The sequence below is a fragment of the Pseudomonas sp. P4_B3 genome, assembly GCF_056402295.1.
In genome coordinates this window covers 184,798-205,288 of sequence record NZ_JBFUHR010000005.1, presented here as the reverse complement: position 1 = coordinate 205,288, position 20,491 = coordinate 184,798, and the positions used below count along the sequence as shown (strand labels likewise).

Here is a 20,491-nt window from a genome sequence, read left to right as displayed (position 1 = left end):
TCATAGCCACCCGACAATAAAAAAAGATCGAACGGGAGCAATCATGAGCCGTACGTCGAACGACACGATTACCTGGGGCATGATGCTCCGCAAGTTGCCTTCCATCGCCAAGGCCATCCCCCGGGTGGTGAAGGGCATGAAGGCCGCCAACGTCAAGGACCCGACCCAGGCGTGTGGTTTGGGCTGGAGTGTCGAGCAAGCTGCGTTGCGCAACCCGGATGGCCCGGCGCTGTTGCAAGGCGACGTAACGCTCAGTTACTCCGAGGTCAACCAATGGGCCAATCGCATCGCCCATCACCTGATCGGCCAAGGCATCGGCAAGGGTGATGTGGTGGCGGTCTTTATCGAGAACCGTCCGGAACTGCTGGTGACGATTCTCGCGGTGGCCAAGGTCGGCGCGATCAGTGCGCTGCTCAATACCTCGCAGACCCGCGACACCCTGGTGCACAGTGTGAATCTGGTGGCGCCGGTGGCGATCGTTGTCGGTGAAGAGTTGGTCCCGGCGTACCTGACGGTGCGTGATCGGGTGTCGATCAAGGCTGACCGAACCTGGTTCGTCGCTGATCAGGACACCTCTCGCCAACCGGGTATCGCGCCTGAAGGTTTCATCAACCTGATGACCGCCAGTCTCGACGATGCCAGCGAAAACCCACCCGGCAGCCAGCAGATTTTCTTCGACGATCCCTGTTTTTATATCTACACCTCGGGTACCACTGGCCTGCCCAAGGCTGGCGTGTTCAAGCACGGACGCTGGATGCGCAGCTCTGCGAGCTTCGGCATGATCGCCCTGGACATGCGCCCCGACGATGTCGTCTATTGCACCTTGCCGCTGTACCACGCCACGGGCCTTTGCGTGTGCTGGGGGGCGGCCGTCAGTGGTGCCAGCGGGTTCGCCATCCGCCGCAAATTCAGCGCCAGTCAGTTCTGGAACGATGCGCGCAAGTACCGGGCGACCACCATCGGTTATGTCGGCGAACTGTGCCGCTACCTGGTCGATCAACCGCCCAGCGCCGACGACAGCCGGCACGATGTGAAGAAAATGATCGGCAACGGTTTGCGTCCCGGCGCCTGGAGCGAGTTCAAGACCCGCTTTGCGGTGAATCACATCTGTGAGCTGTACGCCGCCAGCGATGGCAATATCGGTTTCACCAACATTCTCAATTTCGACAACACCATCGGTTTTTCCCTGATGTCCTGGGAGCTGGTCGCGTACGACCACGACAGCGGCGCGCCGATTCGTCAGGCCAACGGCTTGATGCGCAAGGTCGCCAAGGGCGAGCAGGGGTTGCTGCTGGCGAAAATCGACGACAAGGCACCGTTGGACGGCTACACCGATCCGCAGAAAACCGCCAAGGTCGTGTTCCAGGATGTGTTCGAGAAGGGTGACCGCTACTTCAACACCGGCGACCTGTTGCGCAACATCGGTTTCGGTCATGCGCAGTTTGTCGACCGCCTGGGCGATACCTACCGCTGGAAGGGCGAAAACGTCTCGACCACGGAGGTTGAAAACATACTCCTGCAACACCCGCATATTTCCGAAGCCGTGGCCTATGGCGTGGAAATCCGCAACACCAATGGCCGCGCCGGGATGGCGGCGATCACGCCTGCCGAATCCCTGGCAACCCTGGACTTCAGCGAACTGCTGGCCTTCGCCCGTGAGCAAATGCCGGCCTATGCGGTGCCGTTGTTCCTGCGGGTGAAAGTGAAAATGGAAACCACCGGAACGTTCAAATATCAGAAGACCCGACTCAAGGACGAGGCCTTCGACCCGAGTAAAACCGGAGATGACCCGATCTATGCCTGGCTGCCGGGGACCCAGACTTACGTGCAGGTCACCGAGCAGTTGTTGTCCGACATTCACGGCGGAAAGTACCGCTATTGAATCTGGCTATGGCGGCCCATGAGAAAAAACAAGTGACAGTGCCGGGGCCGCTCGGGAAACTGTCGGCTTTTACGAATGACAGAAAAGGGAGTGCCCAATGTCAGACAAAAGCCGCCAGATGACCCCCGAAGAAGCCGCCGAATTCACCGAACAGGTATTCAACAAGGCACGGGAGGGCGATGCGGCAATGATGGCCGCGCTGCTGACCAAGGGTTTGCCGCCGAACCTGCGTAACCACAAGGGCGATACCTTGCTGATGCTGGCCGCGTACCACGGCCATGTGGACACGGTAAAAGTCCTGCTGGAGCACAAGGCCGACCCGGAGATCCGCAACGACAACGGCCAGAGCCCGATTGCCGGCGCCGCCTTCAAGGGCGACCTGGCGGTGATCAAGGCATTGGTCGAGGGTGGCGCGCAGGTTGAAGGCTCGTCCTTCGATGGCCGCACGGCGCTGATGATGGCGGCGATGTTCAACCGCGTTGAAGTGGTCGATTACCTGATCGGCGAGGGCGCCGACCCGAAAGCCAAGGACGCCAATGGCATCACTGCGCTGGAAGCGGCTAAAACCATGGGCGCTACCGATACGGTTGCTCAGCTTGAGAAGCTGATTGGCTGATTGCTTTAAAAGATCGCAGCCTTCGGCAGCTCCTACATTGAGTGGCGTACACCTGTAGGAGCTGCCGAAGGCTGCGATCTTTTTTGGCTTGCGCTATCCTTCGCGCCCTCAACATTCCCCTCGCTACAGGATCCGCCCCATGAAAGCCGCACTCGTCGAACTCATCAGCAAAATCAGCTCCGGGTGCATGGGCGAAGACGAAATCCTCAAGGTCGCGGACGAAGCGGCCCAGGCCTACGCCGATCAGGATGCTTTCCTGGCCGCCAATCCGGACATCAACTACGACGACAGCTTCCCGATCCCGCTGGGTGAGTGGGTGGTGGTCGGCAGCCTGCCGGAAACGGTGCTGTTCCAGGCGGACACCTACATGGATCTGTTCGCGCAAATCGTCGCGTCGTTCGGTCCGGGCGTGGAATTCAATCTCAAGCCTAAGCAACTGGCGAAGACCGAAGCCCTGACCGCGCTCAACCGAATCCAGGTGCAGATGAGCAGCATGAACAAGGAAAACGGTGGCTACACGCTGATGAATTTCAGCCAGTTGCTCGATGACGAGTTGCAGGTGGTGCTGGTCTACGGCAATGACGTGCCACGCGTGCTGGAATTGTGCGCCGAAGTCGGCATCGTGGCCGCGCCATCCCTGGAAGCCTTGAAAGTGGCGATCCACGTCTGATAGCCAAACACTGTCAATAAAAAGGAACCCTCGCGGCGACCGTCTATCCTGAGAGGGCAAATCACTCTTCAGGAGCGTCACCATGGGTTCCACGTTCAACAGCCTGGTTGCCTTGATCATTTTTGCCCTGGACATCTGGGCCATCATCAACGTCTTCAAAAGTAGCGCCGAGACCGGGAGGAAAATCCTCTGGGTGCTGCTGATTGCGCTATTGCCAGTGCTGGGACTGATCATCTGGGCCATCGCCGGACCGCGGGGCAACGTCAAATTCTGAACAGGCGACACTGAACCTGTGTGCGAGCCTGCTCGCGAAGAACGATAACGCGGAGCCACTGACACCGCATCGGCCGCTTCGCGAGCAGGCTCGCTCCCACAATGTTCTGTGGGTACTTCGATGACGAAGGTTCGACCTGTCATGTTCCGCGACGTAGAATGCGCGCCTTTCCCGGTCAATCGATACGATCGAATGACCATCATGGGCGGGTAACCGTCCGTTGCCACCCGCATTCATCGGAGCACTTCCCATGAGCAACACCCCGACCAGCGACTACCTGGAAACCCTTTACGAAGGCTACGGCCAGCGTTTTCGCATGGAAAAACTGCTGCACGAAGTGCGCACCGAGCATCAGCACCTGGTGATCTTCGAGAACCCGCGCATGGGCCGGGTGATGGCGCTGGACGGCGTGATCCAGACCACCGAAGCCGACGAATTCATCTATCACGAAATGCTGACTCACGTGCCGATCCTCGCCCATGGCACCGCCAAGCGCGTGCTGATCATCGGCGGCGGCGACGGCGGCATGTTGCGTGAAGTGGCCAAGCACCGCAGTGTCGAGCACATCACCATGGTCGAGATCGACGGCACCGTGGTCGACATGTGCAAGGAATTCCTGCCGAACCACTCCAAAGGTGCATTCGAAGATCCACGCCTGAACCTGGTGATCGACGACGGCATGCGTTTCGTCGCCACCACCACTGAAAAATTCGACGTGATCATTTCCGACTCCACCGACCCGATCGGACCGGGGGAAGTGCTGTTCTCGGAAAACTTCTACCAGGCCTGCCACCGCTGCCTGAACGAAGGCGGCATTCTGGTGACGCAGAACGGCACGCCGTTCATGCAGATCGAAGAAGTGAAGACCACCGCCGGTCGCCTGCGCAGCCTGTTCCCGGACTGGCACTTCTACCAGGCCGCCGTGCCGACCTACATCGGTGGCTCGATGACCTTCGCCTGGGGCGCCACCAATACCGCTTATCGCCAACTGTCTCGTGAAACCCTGCAACAGCGTTTCGCCGGCAGCGGCATCGTCACCCGCTACTACAACCCGGAAATCCACATCGGCGCCTTCGCCTTGCCGCAGTACGTTCTGCAGGCTGTGGGCAAGCCAAGCAACGACTGAAAGTAGGACGCAACCCTTGTGGGAGCGAGCAGGCTCGCTCCCACAGTTCCATGATTTCATGCCAACACCCCATAAACCGTTTGAACGATCACTCAGGGCAAAAGTCCAGATAGATGTAAGCCCATTTGCGGGTTTGTTCTAGGAGGCTCTGATGCAAAAGTGGAAAATCACTTTCGTGGATGATCACGGTGAAACTGTCGACGAAGTCTTTGAGTGCGACGAGTGCCCGGATAACGAACGCGCTGCCAAACTCATCAAGGCCCGGCTCCTTCCTATTGCCGCCGAACTGGATCTGAACGATCTGGAAGGGCGAACCGCTGACGCCAGCGTCAAGAACCTCAAGACCCAGAACAGCATTCAAATCCTCGGCATTACTCCAATCTGAACGGCACCTGTCGCATTCACATCCAGGCCTTGGCAGAGGCTCTATCTTGAGGCTACTCTGCAAGCGAGATCAGCGAATGAATCGCTAAGGTCTGGTCTTGTCAGCTCCATGCTTGTTTCCCGCCGGCACATCGGTTGCCGTCGCTCGCGCTGTTCGGTTGCGGGTGAGGGAGTACGGAAAGTCTATCCATCGTATTGAGGAGGACGTTTCATGAGCACAGCCTATCAAGAAGACATCAGCAGCAGCGTGTTGCGCCGCATGAAAGAAGGCGGTTTTGACTTTTCGCGGTTTCATCCCATCGAGTTCTACGCCATTTTCCCGGACGAGGAGCGGGCACGCAGGGCGGCAGGTCATTTCCACCGTGGTGAATCCCTGGATGCGCAAATCAGTGTGCGCGACGATGGCGCCTGGGCGCTGGAGTTGTGCAAGGTCATGTATGCCACCTATGACGACATCGGCGACTTCGAACAAGGTTTCGAAGCAGTGGTCGAGCCGTTGGGTGGCATCATCGAAGGCTGGGGTGTGAAACAGGAGGTACGAGGGCGACTCGCATAACCTTATGAACAGTGACAACCAGCAATGACGGCTGACCTTCGGGTTGGCCGTTTTCGTTTCAGCACGTTGCAGAAAGGAAAAAAAACCGCCTGGGCAGGCGGCTATAAGGGGAGATCGGCAGGTTTTCCAGCGAATGCATGAATTATCCCCAGCGACTGCCGGGCAGTGAAATCAACTCTGACTATGCTGGTGATAGGCGATCACAGCGCCTTGCAATGAAGCGGGGGCAATCAGGTTGGGGCATTTGTCGCACAGGATTGGTGCGGCGCGTGCGTCTTGATTATCCAACCGATTGAAATTTAAGCGTTTATGCCGATGGCACGGGCCTTGCGAAGGTCTGGACGTCCGAGTGACAAGGAGTACGGCATGATCCGCAACTATTTTGATGAGATGTACGATGCCGGCGGCCAGGTCCGCCCGCATTATCGGGAGTTTGCCCGTTGGCTGGCCGAGACGCCTGACGAGCTTCTGGCACAACGGCGACGCGAGGCCGATCTGCTGTTTCATCGCGCCGGGATTACTTTCACGCTCTACGGTGATGAGCAAGGGACAGAGCGCCTGATTCCCTTCGACACCATTCCCCGCAGCATCCCCGCCAGCGAGTGGCGCGTCGTCGAGCGCGGCTGCATCCAGCGGGTCAAGGCGTTGAACATGTTCCTCGCCGACCTCTACCACGAACAGCGCATCATCAAGGCGGGCATCATTCCGGCCGAGCAGGTGCTGGCCAACGAGCAGTACCAGTTGGCGATGCAGGGCCTGGATCTGCACCGCGATATCTACTCGCACATCTCCGGCGTCGACCTGGTGCGTGACGGCGATGGCACCTACTACGTGCTCGAAGACAATCTGCGCACACCGAGCGGCGTCAGCTACATGCTAGAAGACCGCAAGATGATGATGCGCCTGTTCCCCGAGCTGTTCGCGGCGCAACGCATCGCTCCTATCGACCATTACCCGAACCTGCTGCTCGACACACTGAAAAGCTCAAGCCCGATCGATAACCCGAGCGTGGTGGTGCTGACGCCGGGGCGCTTCAACAGTGCGTTCTTCGAACATGCGTTCCTGGCCCGGGAAATGGGCGTGGAACTGGTGGAGGGCGCTGACCTGTTCGTGCGTGACGACAAGGTCTACATGCGCACCACCGACGGGCCGAAAGCGGTTGACGTGATTTATCGTCGCCTTGACGACGCCTTCCTCGATCCCCTGGCCTTCAACCCGGAATCGATGCTTGGCGTGCCGGGGCTGTTGTCGTCCTACCGTTCCGGCAACGTGGTGCTGGCCAATGCCATCGGCACGGGGGTGGCGGACGACAAGTCGGTGTATCCGTTCGTTACCGACATGATCCGTTTCTATCTGGACGAAGAACCGATCCTGAAGAACGTGCCGACCTGGCAGTGTCGTAATCCGTCTGAGCTTTCCCACGTGCTGGCCAATCTTCCAGAACTGGTGGTCAAGGAAACCCAGGGCTCCGGCGGCTACGGAATGCTGGTGGGGCCGGCGGCGACGGCGGCGGAAATCGAAGCCTTCCGCGCGCGAATCATCGCCAAGCCCCATGCGTATATCGCGCAACCGACGCTGTCGCTGTCGACCTGTCCGACCTTTGTCGAAAACGGCATTGCGCCACGCCACATCGACTTGCGGCCGTTTGTCCTGTCGGGTCGTGAAACCCGGGTCGTGCCCGGCGGCTTGACCCGCGTCGCCCTGCGCGAAGGCTCCCTGGTGGTCAATTCCTCCCAGGGCGGCGGAACCAAGGACACCTGGGTGGTCGAGGATTAAAGGAAGCCTGTCATGTTAAGTAGAACTGCCTCGGATTTGTATTGGATGTCGCGTTACCTGGAGCGGGCGGAAAACCTCGCCCGGATGCTCGACATCAGCTATTCGCTGTCGCTAATGCCGCAAGACGGTCGTGGCGACGGTTTGCACGAACTGGCCATGCCACTGTTGATCACTGGCACCCTGGACGATTACCTGGAGCGCCATGGTGAATTGCATGCCGAACGGCTGCTGCATTTCTTCGCCCTGGATGCGGCCAACCCGGCGAGCATCTACAGCTGCCTCGGTGCCGCACGGGCCAGCGCCCATGCGGTGCGTGGGCGCATCACCGCCGACATGTGGGAAAACATCAACGCCACGTGGCTGGAAATTCGCGGCATCGCCGAACAGGGCCTCAGTCGCTACGGCATGAGCCGTTTCTGCGAGTGGATCAAGGAACGTTCCCACCTGTTCCGGGGCGCGTCCTACGGCACCATAATGCGTAACGATGCGTTTCGCTTTATTCGTCTGGGGACCTTTATCGAGCGGGCGGACAACACCTTGCGCCTGCTCGATGCCCGCTACGAAATGGCCGGCGACCAAGCCGAAGCGGTCAGCGATGGCACCGCTCACGCCTATTACCAATGGAGCGCGTTGTTGCGGGCGTTGTCGTCGTTCGAGGCCTACACGGAAATCTACCGCGATGCCCCCGGTGCCCGGCATGTGGCGGAATTGCTGTTGTTGCGGGCCGATGTGCCGCGATCCCTGCGCGCCTGCACCGAAGAAATCGACCTGATCCTCGCGCAATTACCGGGGGCCAATGGTCGTCCAGCACAACGCCTGGCGGCAGAAATGGACGCACGCCTGCGCTATACCGGCATCACCGAAATTCTTGACGAAGGCCTGCACGCCTGGCTGACCGAGTTCATCCCGCTGGTGCGCCAGTTGGGTAACGCGATTCACAGTTCTTATCTGGAGGCCGCATGAGACTTTCCATTAGCCACGAGACCACCTACCACTACGAAGACAAGGTGCGGGCGAGCATCCAGTATCTGCGCCTGACTCCCCACGACAGCGAGCGTCAGCACGTGCTCAGCTGGCAGCTCGACCTGCCGCGTCCGGTGCGCGCGCAACTCGATCCGTTCGGCAACATCCTGCATGTGCTGACCTTGGACGAACCGCACGAGGCGATCATCATCGGCGCCCGTGGCCAGGTCGATATCGACGAATGGCGTGAGGCCGAACACGAGAGCCAGTCGGCGCTGCCGTTTCTGCGCTTCACCCGTTTGACCGAAGCCGATGCCGCCCTGCGTGCGTTCGCCGAGAAGGAATGCAGGCAGCGCCGCGATCGCACGGCGCTGATCGATCTGATGCATGGCCTTAACCAGCATATGACCTACACGCCGGGCTCCACGGAAGTGGACACCAGCGCGGCCCAGGCCTTTGCCGGACGCTCCGGTGTGTGTCAGGACCACACCCACGCGTTTCTCGCCTGTACCCGCAGCCTGGGCATTCCTGCGCGTTATGTGTCGGGCTATCTGTACAGCGAAAACAGCGAACACCTGGCCAGCCACGCCTGGGCCGAAGCCTGGCTGGATGATGCCTGGTACAGCTTCGACGTGACCAATGAACTGGCCCGGCCGGAACGTCACCTGAAGCTGGCGGTGGGCCTGGACTACCTGGATGCCTGTCCGGTGCGCGGGATGCGCCGGGGCGGCGGGTGTGAGCAGATGCACGCCAAGGTGCTGGTTTCACCGACGCCGGCGCCGGTGATTGCCGTGCAGCAGCAGTAATACCGTGGATCGCCCTTTGTAGGAGCTGCCGGAGGCTGCGATCTTTTGATTTTGCTTTTAATAAGACAACGTCAAAAGATCGCAGCCTCCGGCAGCTCCTACGGAGGGCATGCGAGTCAGGGCTTCACCTTGCGCCCACCCATATGCTGCAAATACCCAACAAGCATCTGCAGATCCCCATCCGGCAACACCTCGGTCGAGAACCCGGGCATCTTCGCCTGCGGCCACTGGCGCAAACTCTGTGGATCGCGAATGTAGCGCAGGAGGAAGTCCGCGCCGAAGTACTCGGTCGGGTTGTACGGAATATTCAGGTCCGGCCCGAATTGCGCGTCCCCGGCGCCGTTGAGTCGATGGCAGGCCAGGCAATTCTTCTGGAACAACGCAAATCCCTTGTTCACCGGATCATCCGCCTTCAACGCCGGATCGGGCAGCAGGGCAGGGAAGCGCTCGGCCACGGGCGCCAGGCGTTTGATGCTCGCCACCTGGAACGGCCATTGTTCGGGGCTGATGTTGCCGGCCTGCGGATTGCTCCAGACCAGATAGAACGGCCCGGCGCCTGGCTTGCCTTCCGACAGCGGTGGCCAGGGTTTGGCCGGGTCTTCAATCGCCAGCCACGCCTGTGCCCCCTGGGTATTGAGCAACGGCGCCGCGGCCATTTCGGCGGCAAAGCCATCCAGGGCCACGGCTTGCAGGTGGTCGTCAGGCTTGATGCCGGTCAGTAATGCGGACAGCGGCACCGCGCGGTAACTCATGTCCCGCTTGTAGGAAACGTCGTTGCTGATGTTGATGGTTTGAACCTGAGGATGCTTGAGCAATTGCTCGGTCTGCCAGGTGCGACTGTTCGCGCCCAGCTCCAGGTTCAGCTGTGCGGCATACAGGGGCGAGCCGAACAGCATGGCCCCGAGCAGAATGAGCATTTTCAAGTGATCGCCGTCCATGTCGTGCAAGTGCCGCAAGATTGGCACAGCCACGCTGGCCCGGGTAGCGGGCCAGTCACATTTTGAGAGTGGCAATTCAAAAACTGTGACGCCGTATCTTTTAGACGCGACTAGCCGATCACCTTGGTCAGGTTCGGCAATATCAACAACAGCGTGGTGGCGAAAAGGATGAGCCCGGCTTGACGTACTTTCGATTGTTTGAACATGGCTTGACCGCCTTTTTTGTTATTTCCTGATGCCTGCCCGCATAGCTCCATGGTGGCAGAGCGTTGCACTTCCTGTAGTGACGAGCGCCTCGGCAAAACCCGACGACAACTTCGTACAAGTTCACCTTAGAGCCCGCGCTGCGCTTGGTTTAGATCCATTTCATATGGAGTCGTTACGATTCGCTTTAAAAAAGGTATGAGGCCTATTGCCAGCTTCTTTGGCGCCCGTTGGCTAGACAGCTTGGTGTCTTGAATCGGTTAATCCGGTAGCTGACTACCGTCCGTCTGAGCGTGAGCGTCAACGTCTGTGAGCGCTGCGGTCATTGAATCAAACGTGGCTCGGGCCAAGAGTGGGCACTCGGTATTTACCCATCTGCACTGCGGTTCGAGGACGTCATGACCCAAGCATTGATTTTCGACGCGTTACGCACGCCCCGTGGCAAAGGCAAGGCCGATGGCGCCTTGCACAGCGTCAAGCCGGTGAACCTGGTTGCCGGTTTGCTCACCGCGCTGCAACGGCGCACGGCTCTGGATACCAGTCAGGTCGATGACGTGGTGCTCGGCTGCGTGACACCGATTGGTGATCAAGGTTCCGACATCGCCAAGACCGCCGCTCAGGTGGCCGATTGGGATGTCAGTGTGGCGGGAGTACAGATCAACCGTTTCTGCGCTTCGGGGCTGGAGGCAGTGAACCTCGGCGCGATGAAAGTGCGTTCCGGCTTCGAAGACCTTGTGGTGGTCGGTGGTGTCGAGTCGATGTCGCGGGTGCCGATGGGCAGCGATGGCGGGGCTTGGGCGCTGGACCCGGCAACTAACCTGCACAGCCACTTCACGCCACAGGGTGTGGGCGCCGACCTGATCGCCACCCTTGAAGGCTTCAGCCGTCAGGACGTCGATGCCTATGCGCTGCAGTCGCAGCAAAAGGCTGCGCGGGCGCGGGCCGACGGTTCGTTCAACAAGTCGCTGGTGCCGGTGCAGGACCAGAACGGCATCGTCCTGCTCGATCACGATGAGTTCATCCGCGCCGAATCGACCCTGGAAGGCCTGGGCAAGCTCAAGCCAAGTTTCGAGATGATGGGGCAGATGGGCTTCGATGCCACCGCACTGCGGGTCTACAGCCGCGTCGAGCGGATCAACCACGTCCACACCCCAGGCAACAGTTCCGGAATCGTCGACGGCGCGGCGCTGATGCTCATCGGCTCCGAAGCCAAGGGCCGGGCGCTGGGCTTGCAGCCCCGGGCGCGGATTGTCGCCACTGCGGTCACCAGCACCGACCCGACCATCATGCTCACTGGCCCTGCGCCGGCGACCCGCAAGGCGCTGGCCAAGGCCGGGCTGCGGGTTGAAGACATCGATCTGTTCGAGGTCAACGAGGCCTTTGCCTCCGTGGTGTTGAAATTCATCAAGGACATGGCCGTCGATCCGGACAAGGTCAATGTCAATGGCGGCTCAATCGCCATGGGCCACCCGCTGGGCGCCACCGGTTGCGCCATTCTCGGCACGCTGCTCGATGAACTGGAAGCCCGACGCCTGCGTTATGGCCTCGCGACCCTGTGTGTCGGCGGCGGCATGGGCATTGCCACCATCATCGAACGCCTCTGAGCCCGGACTTCAAGGAACCCAGTTATGAACGAAGCCATTCGTTACGAAAAAGACCAGGACCAGATCGTTGTCCTGACCATCGACATGCCCGGTCAGAGCGCCAACACCATGAACGCGGTGTACCGCGAAGCCATGGCTGACTGCGTTGCGCGCCTGGTGGCCGACAAGGACAGCATCGCCGGTGTGATCATCACCTCGGCCAAGAAGACGTTTTTCGCTGGCGGCGACCTCAACGAACTGATCAAGGTCGGCAAGCCCCAAGCCAAAGCGTTCTACGACATGGTGCTGACCCTCAAGGGCCAGTTGCGTACCCTGGAAACCCTCGGTAAGCCGGTGGTCGCCGCGATCAACGGCGCCGCATTGGGCGGCGGTTGGGAAATCTGCCTGGCCTGCCATCACCGCGTGGCGCTGGACAATCCATCAGTGCAACTCGGCCTGCCGGAAGTCACCCTCGGTCTGCTGCCGGGCGGTGGTGGCGTGGTGCGCATGGTACGTATGCTCGGCCTGGAAAAAGCCCTGCCTTATCTGCTTGAAGGCAAGAGACTGCGACCGCAACAAGCGTTGCAGGCAGGATTGATCGACGCGCTGGCGACCGATCAAGAAGACCTGTTGGCCAAGGCGCGGGCGTGGATTCTCGCCAACCCGACGGCGGTACAGCGCTGGGACGTGAAGGGCTACCAGATACCGGGCGGCACACCGTCAAACCCGAAAGTCGCGCAGATGCTGGCGATTGCACCGTCGATCCTGCGCAGCAAAACCCAGGGCACGATGCCAGCGCCGGAGAAAATCCTCTGCGCGGCGGTCGAGGGCGCCCAGGTGGATTTCGATACGGCACACCTGATCGAAACCCGCTATTTCACCGAATTGACCACCGGCCAGGTCTCGAAAAACCTGATTGGCACGTTCTGGTTCCAGCTCAACGAAATCAATGCCGGCGGCTCGCGGCCTCAAGGTTTTGCGCCTTATGTCACCCGCAAGGTCGGTGTGCTCGGTGCCGGGATGATGGGCGCCGGTATCGCGTTTGTCAGCGCGTCGGCGGGTATCGAGGTGGTGCTCAAGGACATCAACCTCGCGGTGGCTGAGAAGGGCAAGGCGCATTCGGCGGCGCTGCTGGACAAGAAAGTCGCTCGCGGACAAATGAGCCTCGAGCAACGCGACACCGTTCTGTCACGCATTCAAACCAGCGAAAGCGATGCCGACCTGGCCGGTTGCGACCTGATCATCGAGGCCGTATTCGAGGATCGAGATTTGAAAGCCAAGGTTTCGTTGGCGGCGCAGAAGGTCGTCGGCGCGGACGCGGTGATCGCCTCCAATACCTCGACCTTGCCGATCAGCGGCCTGGCGTGCGCCGTGCCCGACCAGAGCAAGTTCATCGGCCTGCATTTTTTCAGCCCCGTGGAAAAAATGCCGCTGGTGGAAATCATCAGGGGCGCCAATACCAGCGACGAAACCCTGGCCCGCGGCTTCGATTACGTCCTGCAAATCAGGAAAACCCCGATTGTGGTCAATGACAGCCGCGGTTTCTTCACCTCACGGGTGTTCGGCACCTTCACCAACGAAGGCATCGCTATGCTGGGCGAGGGCGTGAGCGCGGCGATGATCGAGACTGAAGCGCGCAAAGCCGGCATGCCGGTAGGACCGCTGGCGATCTCTGACGAAGTTTCCCTCAGCCTGATGAGCCATATCCGCCTGCAAACCGCCAAGGACTTGCAAGCAGAAGGGAAACCGCTGATAGAACACCCGGCATTTGCCGTGATTGACGTGCTGCTCAATGAGTTCAAGCGTCCGGGCAAGGCTGCCGGTGGAGGTTTCTACGAGTATCCGGTGGGCGGCCAGAAACACTTGTGGCCGGAGTTGAAGGCGCGCTTCGAGAAAACCGATGGGCAGATTTCGCCGAAGGATGTGCGTGATCGCTTGCTGTTCGTGCAAGCCATCGAAACCGTGCGCTGTGTGGAGGAGGGCGTGTTGGCCTCCACGGCGGATGCCAACGTTGGCTCGATCTTCGGCATCGGGTTCGCCGCCTGGACCGGCGGTGCACTGCAGTTCATCAACCAGTACGGCGTGCAGGACTTTATTGCCCGCGCCCAGTATCTGGCGAAGCAATATGGCGAGCGGTTCGCGCCGCCCGCCTTGCTGCTGGAGAAGGCGGCCAAAGGGGAGGCGTTCTAAGGGGGAGATGTTGCATTTCGGGGCTTGCCTTGTCACAGCGTTTCAAGGCAGGCTCTGAGGTGTGCATTATTCCCATCACGTGTCAGGTATTTTTTATGTCGTTACGCATCTGCATTCTGGAAACCGACCACCTGCGTCCGGAATTGGTTGACCAATATCAGGGCTACGGGCAGATGTTCAAACACCTGTTTTCGCAGCAGCCGATTGCCGCCGAGTTCACCGTCTACAACGTGGTGCAGGGTGAATACCCAAGCGACGACCTGACGTTCGACGCCTACCTGGTGACGGGCAGCAAGGCCGACTCCTTCGGCACCGACCCGTGGATCGAAACCCTCAAGAAGTATCTGTTGACCCGCTACGAGCACGGCGACAAATTGCTGGGCATCTGCTTCGGTCATCAGTTGCTGGCACTGCTGCTTGGTGGCAAGAGCGAACGTGCAACCCAAGGCTGGGGCGTCGGCACCCACAACTACAAATTGGCCGCCAAGGCGCCCTGGATGAGCCCGGTGCGCGAAGAACTGACGCTGCTGATCAGCCACCAGGACCAGGTTACGTCACTGCCGGAGAACGCCACTGTCATCGCTTCCAGCGATTTCTGCCCGTATGCCGCCTACCACATCAACGATCAGGTGCTGTGCTTCCAGGGGCATCCGGAGTTCATCCACGACTACTCCCGCGCCTTGTTGGAGATTCGCCAGCAGGCACTGGGTGAGCAGGTCTACTCCAAGGGTATCGCGAGCCTGGAACAGGAACACCACGGCGCCACGGTGGCCGAGTGGATGATGCGGTTTGTGGCGCACAAGCCTCAAACGACCTGAAGCAAAAGCTTCGCTGGCAAGCCAGCTCCTACGGGGGATTGCGTACCCATTGTAGGAGCTGGCTTGCCAGCGAATTTCCCAATCACCTCGGTCTCGACTACAACCACCCCGACTTCTTGAAACTCGCCCACAACCCCAGACAACCCGCCGTAATAAACCCCAGCACTCCGAAATACCCGTAGTGCCAGCTCAACTCCGGTATGTTCTGGAAATTCATTCCATAAATCCCCGCTACTGCCGTCGGGAAAGCCAGAATCGCCGCCCAGGCCGCAAACTTGCGTTGCACCACGCTCTGGCGAGAGGCCTCCAACAGCACCCCGACCTCAATCGTCTGGCTGGCAATATCCGCCAGCGTCGTCAGGTCTTCCATCTGCCGCGTTACATGAATCTGCACATCGCGAAAGTACGGCCGCATGTTCTTGTCGATGAACGGGAAGCTCAGCCTCTGCAATTCCTCTCCTATCTCAATCATCGGGGCCACATAACGACGCAAGCGCAACACATCACGACGCAGGCCATGTAGCTTCTGGATGTCGTAATCATTCAGCGAGCCACACAACACATTGCGCTCCAGTTCATCGATTTCCCCGTGAATGGCTTCGCCCATCGGCTGGTAGTTCTCGATCACAAAATCGAGGATGGCATAGAGTACGAAATCTTCCCCGTGCTCAAGCAACAGCGGACGCGCCTCACAGCGTTGTCGGACATGGGCGTAGGACGCTGAGTGGCCGTTGCGCGCAGTAATGATGTAGCCATTGCCGGCAAAGATATGTGTCTCGATGAACTCGAGTTTGCCTTCATGGCGGATGGGCGAATACGTCACGATGAACAGCGCATCGCCGAAGGTTTCCAGCTTCGGCCGGCTGTGCTTTTCCAGGGCGTCTTCGATCGCCAGTTCGTGCAGGTTGAACTGGCGTTGCAGATTGTAGAGCTCCTCGGCGTTCGGCTCCTCGAGGCCGATCCAGACAAAGTGTCCGGGCTTGGCAGCCCAGGCTGCGCCTTCGTCGAGGGTGATATTGGTGACTCTCTTACCGGCGCTATAAACCGCTGAAGCAACAACTCTACCCATGATGGTGATTCACTTCTTTTGGCAGCTTTTAAGTGGCAACAAATGCAATGGCAGTGTGGATCAGCTTAGCCTCGCAATGTTTGAGAGTCAGTTAAATCTGCCGAGTTCTGGGGGAAAGACTCGCAGGTAAAAGAAAACCCGCACCAGGCGGGTTTTCTTGTTCAGGCGGCTTGCAGTTGCCGGTCCATCGACTCGATGCATTCACGCATCTGCTCGCGGCACCGGGCAATCAGCAGGGGCATGTCGTCCAGGCTCAATCCGGCGGTGGGAATCGCTGGCAACGAACGAATCAGAATTTTCCCGCTGCGCCAGCGGTTCAATCGCATGTGTTTGACGTAACTGCTGACACACACCGGCACGATCGGCACCCCGGCGGCAATGGCCATCTGAAAGGCGCCTTTCTTGAAGGGCAGCAAGTCCTCACCCAGGTTGCGTGTGCCTTCCGGGAAAACCCAGATCGAGGTGTCTTTGTTTTGCAGGGTGTGCGTGGTGGTCAACATCGACTTTCGCGCCTTTTGCGCATTGCCACGGTCGATCAGCACATTGCCGGCCAGCCAGAACAACTGCCCGAACAGCGGCACCCATTTCAGGCTCTTTTTACCGATGCACACGGTACGGCGGGGCACCACGTTACCAAACACAAACAGGTCGTAGTTGGACTGGTGATTGGCGATGATCACGCAACTGTCCGGTTTATCCATCAACGGCCCGACGTCGGCCTTCACCCGCAAACGCAAAATACACATGGCCGGCCATGCGTACAGGCGTGCACACAGACGGCTGTTGTCCGGGTTGAATGGCCGGCACAGGCCGAGAATCACCCCCAGCACACCCGCCACGATAAAGTGCAGGCCCATCAATGACATACGAAACAAAAACAGCATCTACAGGCCCCACCGGGACAAAAGGTGGCGCAGTGTACGGATGTGCACTGTTTTCGGCAATTACTGCCAGGGAAGTGGGAGATAGCCGATGTTTGTGCTGATGTTTCGGACCAGTCGGTCAGAAGCAGTCTAGAGCGGTTACAGAGGTTTAACACAGACATGTATGAAAAAGCCCGACACGACGGTCGGGCTTTCGTTGTAGCAGATCCAGGCTTAACCCAAATGTTTCTGATCCTGGATGATCGCGTTGTCCAGGGCCTCCAGCAGCGCCTTGCGCACTTTCAATTTGGTGTTCTTGTGCGCGGTCATGTTGATCTTCTTCAACTGGCGAGCCGCCGCCAGTGCTGCACCTTGCAGTTCTTCAGCCGAGACCACGACATCAAGGAAACCGGCAGCCACGGCGCCTTGTGGACTGAACATCTCGCCGTTGACCACCGAACGCTGAAGCGCCACTTTGTTCAGGCGATCACGTGCGATCTCAATGCCTGCGTGGTGCATGGTCATGCCGATCTGCACTTCGTTCAGGCCAATGCTGAACGCACCGTCTACGCCAATGCGATAGTCGGCCGACAACAGCAGAAACGCGCCCTTGGCCACCGCATGCCCCGGGCACGCCACGATCACCGGGAAGGGGTGCGACAGCAGGCGGCGGGCCAGGGTCGAGCCGGAGGTCACCAGTGCCACGGCTTCTTTAGGGCTGGCCGTCATCACCTTCAAGTCATAACCACCGGAGAGAATGCCCGGCTGGCCAGTAATGATCACCACCGCACGATCAGTCACGGCCTGATCCAGCGCAGCGTTGAGCTCGGCAATCACATCCGGGGAAATGGCATTGACCTTGCCATTGCTCAAGGTCAGGGTCGCGATACCGTCTTCGAGATGGTAGGAAATCAACTCACTCATGACGCTATTCCTTTCAATAAAGTTGGGCAGACGTTACCCACCGCCGCAGGCCAGGTAAAGCGCCGTGACTGACCCGCCAGTCACCCTTTGCCTGCCCGCCAGGTCTGGTCCGCCGTGCCTGCCGCGCATTCCCCTCTATATAGAAGAGGGCACGAAGCCGGAGATTGGCCGGTTTGCCATGGCCCCGAGCGACCGGAAACGCTGAATCGCGTTAACCGCATGAAAATTCTGAAAAAAATGTTTGCCATCGGAAAAGCTTTCGACTACATTAGCGCGCCTCGACAGACAGAACTTGTTTGAAGAGATACGGTGAAGTGTCCGAGTGGCTTAAGGAGCACGCCTGGAAAGTGTGTATACAGGAAACTGTATCGAGAGTTCGAATCTCTCCTTCACCGCCACATTTAAACGTTAGAGCCCCGATTATTCGGGGCTTTTTCGTTTCTGCGGTTCTGAAAAGTTCAGCCCATGCTTTGGCCCATACCCTGGACGGCTCAGTGCTTTGCGACCAAAGGCTGATTTTTCGACAGTTTCCAAGCGGTGCGCATCATTCGACGCATTGTATTTCAGTGATGATCCCCGCATCGCGAAAGCCCAAGGCATGGCCCTCTGCACGACTGGCTGATTCCAACACCAGGTGCATGAGGCTGCCTTCGATGATCTTGAGAGTGGAGTATCCGGCGGATCACCGGTCGCGGTCCGCGAGAATGCTTACTCTGGCATTGTCCAGGACTGTAGCTTGTAGCCTTCCTGGCTCAACTCGGCGCGCACCTCTTCCAGCAGAATTTCCAGCTGTGCCGGGTCGGAATAGGTACTGGTTGGAATCTGTTTGCGACAAATACGAGTGTTGGCCCGGTCGATGATGCTCAGGCTCAGTTCGCCATTACCGCCTTGCGCGGCCCAGGCGACGCATTGAAAAGGTTCGAATGCGTGGCCCGCAATCAAAAGTGCTTCGTTGATGCGCAACGCGGTGCTCATGGGGCCTCTCTCCTTGTACCGAAACAAATGATCCGCAGTTGACCTGCTGCATGAAGTCATGCAGCAGGGCATTTCAGTCTTTCATTGCTTTACATAACTGCCTGGCGCCGGCTCCAGAGGCGGGAATTTGTCATTCCCTATGTGCGCAACCGCTGGTTGGCGCTCGCCGGAGTGTCCCGCCAGCCAGTTGAACCAGTCATTCCACCAGCTACCGGGTTGCTGCTCAGCATTCTTGAACCAGGTCTCCGGGTTTTTCGTGACCCGATTATTGGTCCAGTAATGGCGCTTCTGCTTGGCCGGTGGATTGATGACGCCGGCGATATGCCCTGAAGCTCCTAATACAAAACGCTTGGCCCCGGAGAGCAGGTTGGTGCTGGCGTAGGCGCTTTTCCAAGGCACGATGTGATCGTCATGGGTGGCGAGGATGTAAGCGGGAGCGTCAATTGCACGCAAATCAAGCTTGACCCCACAGCACTCCAGCTCGCCTGATTTCAAATCGTTCTGCAGATAGGTGTGGCGCAGATACCAGCAGTACATCGGCCCCGGAAGGTTGGTGCTGTCGTTGTTCCAGTACAGCAGATCAAGCGGGATCGGCTTCTGCCCCTTGAGGTATTTGTCGACGTTGTAGTTCCACCACAGCTCGTTGGGGCGCAGTAGGGAAAAGGTATTGCCCATGTCCTCACCACGAAACAGACCGATGGGACCATTCATGCCGCCGATGGTGCGCTCTCGATAGGCCACCAGTTCTTCGTCGACGAATATGTCGATGGGACCGGTATCCAGGTAGTCAAGGAACGTGGTGAACAGGCTCACGCTGGCGATCTCCCTGTCGCCGCGTGCAGCAAGTACTGCCAGCGCCGTGCTCAGCAGGGTGCCGCCGATGCAGAAGCCCACGCAATTGAGTCGCTGCTCGCCACTGATGTCGCGGGCCACCTGCAAGGCGTCGATTACCCCGTGCTCAATCAGGTCATCCCAGGTGGTGCCAGCGTGTTCCTCGTCAAAGTTGCGCCAGGACATCAGGAATACGGGATGTCCCTGTTCCAGCAGGTGGCGGACCATCGAGTTGTCCGGGCGCAGATCAAGGATGTAGTACTTGTTGATCGACGGAGGTACGACGAATACCGGGTGTCGGTACTGGGTTTCGCTTTGCGGGTAGTACTGAATCAGCTGGAATAGGTGATTCTCGAAGACGATTTCGCCGGGGGTGTTCGCCAGATCGACGCCAACCTTGAAGGCGTCGCTATCACACTGGCGCATTTTGCCTTCGTTCATGTCGCTGGCCAGATGCTGCATACCTGTGAGCAGGCTGGCACCTTGAGTCTCAACCACACGCTGGAGCGCATCAGGGTTACTGACCAGGAAATTGCTTGGCGCACTGGCGGCAATGGCTTGCTCCACCAGATAGCGCAGGCGTTGGCGCGGTTTTTTTTCGTCTATCAGCAGCTTGTCGAGCAGTTTCAGGAGAAAGCTTGCGTTGAGCAGGTAAAACGCAGCGAGGGAGCCGAACAGTGGCTCGCTCCAGTTGCCGCTGGAGAAGCGTCGATCATCGAAGCTGAAGGGTTGGCCGGTCAGCAGTTTTTGGCCGAGTTGGCCCCATTGAACCTGGTAGTCCGCTTGAAGGCTGTCCAGGGTTTCGCGAGGCAGCTCGAACCAGGCGCCGTGCTCATGCCCGGAAAACCACGGATTAGTGCTGACCCATAGGCGTAATTGTTGCACTGCAAAGGAAGCGATGAACGGAACCTGGCCTGACCAATAGGTTTTGAATGTATGTGCGTTGTTGTCCATAAAGTTCCTTGCCCATACAGATGAGCCGGGCAGAAAAAAGCCGCGCTTTGCCGGACTCCGGCATAGCGACGGCAGGAATGCGGGCAGCG

The 20,491-nt window shown here is 59.0% G+C and carries 19 protein-coding genes and 1 tRNA gene; 14 read left to right on the top strand and 6 right to left on the bottom strand.

Translation table 11 applies throughout. From position 1 onward, the window contains the following. Window positions 1-43 precede the first annotated feature (43 nt). From AC1DWG_RS07680 to AC1DWG_RS07635, 10 genes are all read left to right on the top strand, one after another. Window positions 44-1,882, top strand: a complete 1,839-nt coding sequence (locus tag AC1DWG_RS07680; protein ID WP_477787574.1) for a long-chain-acyl-CoA synthetase — start codon at window positions 44-46, stop codon at window positions 1,880-1,882. A gap of 97 nt (window positions 1,883-1,979) precedes the next feature. After that, a complete protein-coding gene (locus tag AC1DWG_RS07675; protein ID WP_477754172.1) occupies window positions 1,980-2,498 on the top strand; it encodes an ankyrin repeat domain-containing protein in 519 nt (172 codons plus the stop codon). A gap of 139 nt (window positions 2,499-2,637) precedes the next feature. Beyond that, window positions 2,638-3,168 (top strand): hypothetical protein, encoded by a 531-nt coding sequence (locus AC1DWG_RS07670; RefSeq protein ID WP_477762415.1) that lies wholly within the window; start codon window positions 2,638-2,640, stop codon window positions 3,166-3,168. A gap of 82 nt (window positions 3,169-3,250) precedes the next feature. Beyond that, on the top strand, window positions 3,251-3,442 hold the full coding sequence (locus tag AC1DWG_RS07665) for a PLDc N-terminal domain-containing protein (protein WP_477787573.1): 192 nt from the start codon (window positions 3,251-3,253) through the stop codon (window positions 3,440-3,442). 250 nt (window positions 3,443-3,692) lie between these two features. Continuing rightward, on the top strand, window positions 3,693-4,568 hold the full coding sequence (speE, locus tag AC1DWG_RS07660) for a polyamine aminopropyltransferase (protein ID WP_477754170.1): 876 nt from the start codon (window positions 3,693-3,695) through the stop codon (window positions 4,566-4,568). Between the two features lie 151 nt (window positions 4,569-4,719). Next, a complete protein-coding gene (locus AC1DWG_RS07655; RefSeq protein WP_477754169.1) occupies window positions 4,720-4,953 on the top strand; it encodes a hypothetical protein in 234 nt (77 codons plus the stop codon). Window positions 4,954-5,163: 210 nt separating this feature from the next. Continuing rightward, window positions 5,164-5,508 (top strand): ribonuclease E inhibitor RraB, encoded by a 345-nt coding sequence (locus AC1DWG_RS07650; protein WP_020796118.1) that lies wholly within the window; start codon window positions 5,164-5,166, stop codon window positions 5,506-5,508. Between the two features lie 366 nt (window positions 5,509-5,874). After that, window positions 5,875-7,284: a circularly permuted type 2 ATP-grasp protein gene (locus tag AC1DWG_RS07645; RefSeq protein WP_477754167.1), complete on the top strand. Its 1,410-nt coding sequence runs from the start codon at window positions 5,875-5,877 to the stop codon at window positions 7,282-7,284. 12 nt (window positions 7,285-7,296) lie between these two features. After that, window positions 7,297-8,247 carry an alpha-E domain-containing protein gene (locus AC1DWG_RS07640; protein ID WP_477754166.1) on the top strand — a complete coding sequence of 317 codons (951 nt, stop codon included), beginning with the start codon at window positions 7,297-7,299 and terminating at the stop codon, window positions 8,245-8,247. Then, entirely contained in the window at window positions 8,244-9,053 is an 810-nt protein-coding gene (locus AC1DWG_RS07635) for a transglutaminase family protein (RefSeq protein WP_477762414.1), read from the top strand. Before AC1DWG_RS07640 ends, AC1DWG_RS07635 begins: the two co-directional genes overlap by 4 nt. 116 nt (window positions 9,054-9,169) lie before the next feature. Here the strand turns inward: AC1DWG_RS07635 and AC1DWG_RS07630 are convergent, their stop codons facing one another. After that, window positions 9,170-9,991: a c-type cytochrome gene (locus AC1DWG_RS07630; RefSeq protein ID WP_477762609.1), complete on the bottom strand. Its 822-nt coding sequence runs from the start codon at window positions 9,989-9,991 to the stop codon at window positions 9,170-9,172. Between the two features lie 602 nt (window positions 9,992-10,593). On the opposite strand from AC1DWG_RS07630, the gene AC1DWG_RS07625 reads away from it, so the two are divergent. The 3 genes from AC1DWG_RS07625 (at window position 10,594) to AC1DWG_RS07615 (ending at window position 14,786) form a co-directional block, all read left to right on the top strand. Then, a complete protein-coding gene (locus AC1DWG_RS07625) occupies window positions 10,594-11,799 on the top strand; it encodes an acetyl-CoA C-acetyltransferase (protein WP_477762413.1) in 1,206 nt (401 codons plus the stop codon). A gap of 24 nt (window positions 11,800-11,823) precedes the next feature. After that, on the top strand, window positions 11,824-13,968 hold the full coding sequence (locus AC1DWG_RS07620) for a 3-hydroxyacyl-CoA dehydrogenase NAD-binding domain-containing protein (protein ID WP_477762412.1): 2,145 nt from the start codon (window positions 11,824-11,826) through the stop codon (window positions 13,966-13,968). Window positions 13,969-14,063: 95 nt separating this feature from the next. Next, a complete protein-coding gene (locus AC1DWG_RS07615; RefSeq protein ID WP_477762411.1) occupies window positions 14,064-14,786 on the top strand; it encodes an amidotransferase in 723 nt (240 codons plus the stop codon). A gap of 97 nt (window positions 14,787-14,883) precedes the next feature. Here AC1DWG_RS07615 and AC1DWG_RS07610 read toward each other — a convergent pair whose 3' ends face one another. The 3 genes from AC1DWG_RS07610 to AC1DWG_RS07600 all read right to left on the bottom strand — a co-directional run bounded on the left by AC1DWG_RS07610 (window position 14,884) and on the right by AC1DWG_RS07600 (window position 17,642). Next, a complete protein-coding gene (locus tag AC1DWG_RS07610; protein ID WP_477762410.1) occupies window positions 14,884-15,855 on the bottom strand; it encodes a magnesium and cobalt transport protein CorA in 972 nt (323 codons plus the stop codon). Between the two features lie 161 nt (window positions 15,856-16,016). Next, complete coding sequence (locus AC1DWG_RS07605) at window positions 16,017-16,739, bottom strand: lysophospholipid acyltransferase family protein (protein ID WP_477762409.1); 723 nt, start codon at window positions 16,737-16,739, stop codon at window positions 16,017-16,019. Between the two features lie 213 nt (window positions 16,740-16,952). Further along, window positions 16,953-17,642, bottom strand: coding sequence for a crotonase/enoyl-CoA hydratase family protein (locus tag AC1DWG_RS07600; RefSeq protein WP_477762408.1), 690 nt, complete (start codon window positions 17,640-17,642; stop codon window positions 16,953-16,955). A gap of 308 nt (window positions 17,643-17,950) precedes the next feature. Here AC1DWG_RS07600 and AC1DWG_RS07595 point away from each other — a divergent pair. After that, a tRNA-Ser gene (locus tag AC1DWG_RS07595) sits at window positions 17,951-18,040 on the top strand. A 310-nt stretch (window positions 18,041-18,350) separates the two neighbouring features. Here the strand turns inward: AC1DWG_RS07595 and AC1DWG_RS07590 are convergent. Both AC1DWG_RS07590 and phaC read right to left on the bottom strand, forming a co-directional pair. After that, a complete protein-coding gene (locus tag AC1DWG_RS07590) occupies window positions 18,351-18,617 on the bottom strand; it encodes a hypothetical protein (RefSeq protein ID WP_477752571.1) in 267 nt (88 codons plus the stop codon). A gap of 81 nt (window positions 18,618-18,698) precedes the next feature. Then, entirely contained in the window at window positions 18,699-20,402 is a 1,704-nt protein-coding gene (gene phaC, locus AC1DWG_RS07585; RefSeq protein WP_477762407.1) for a class I poly(R)-hydroxyalkanoic acid synthase, read from the bottom strand. Window positions 20,403-20,491: the final 89 nt, after the last annotated feature.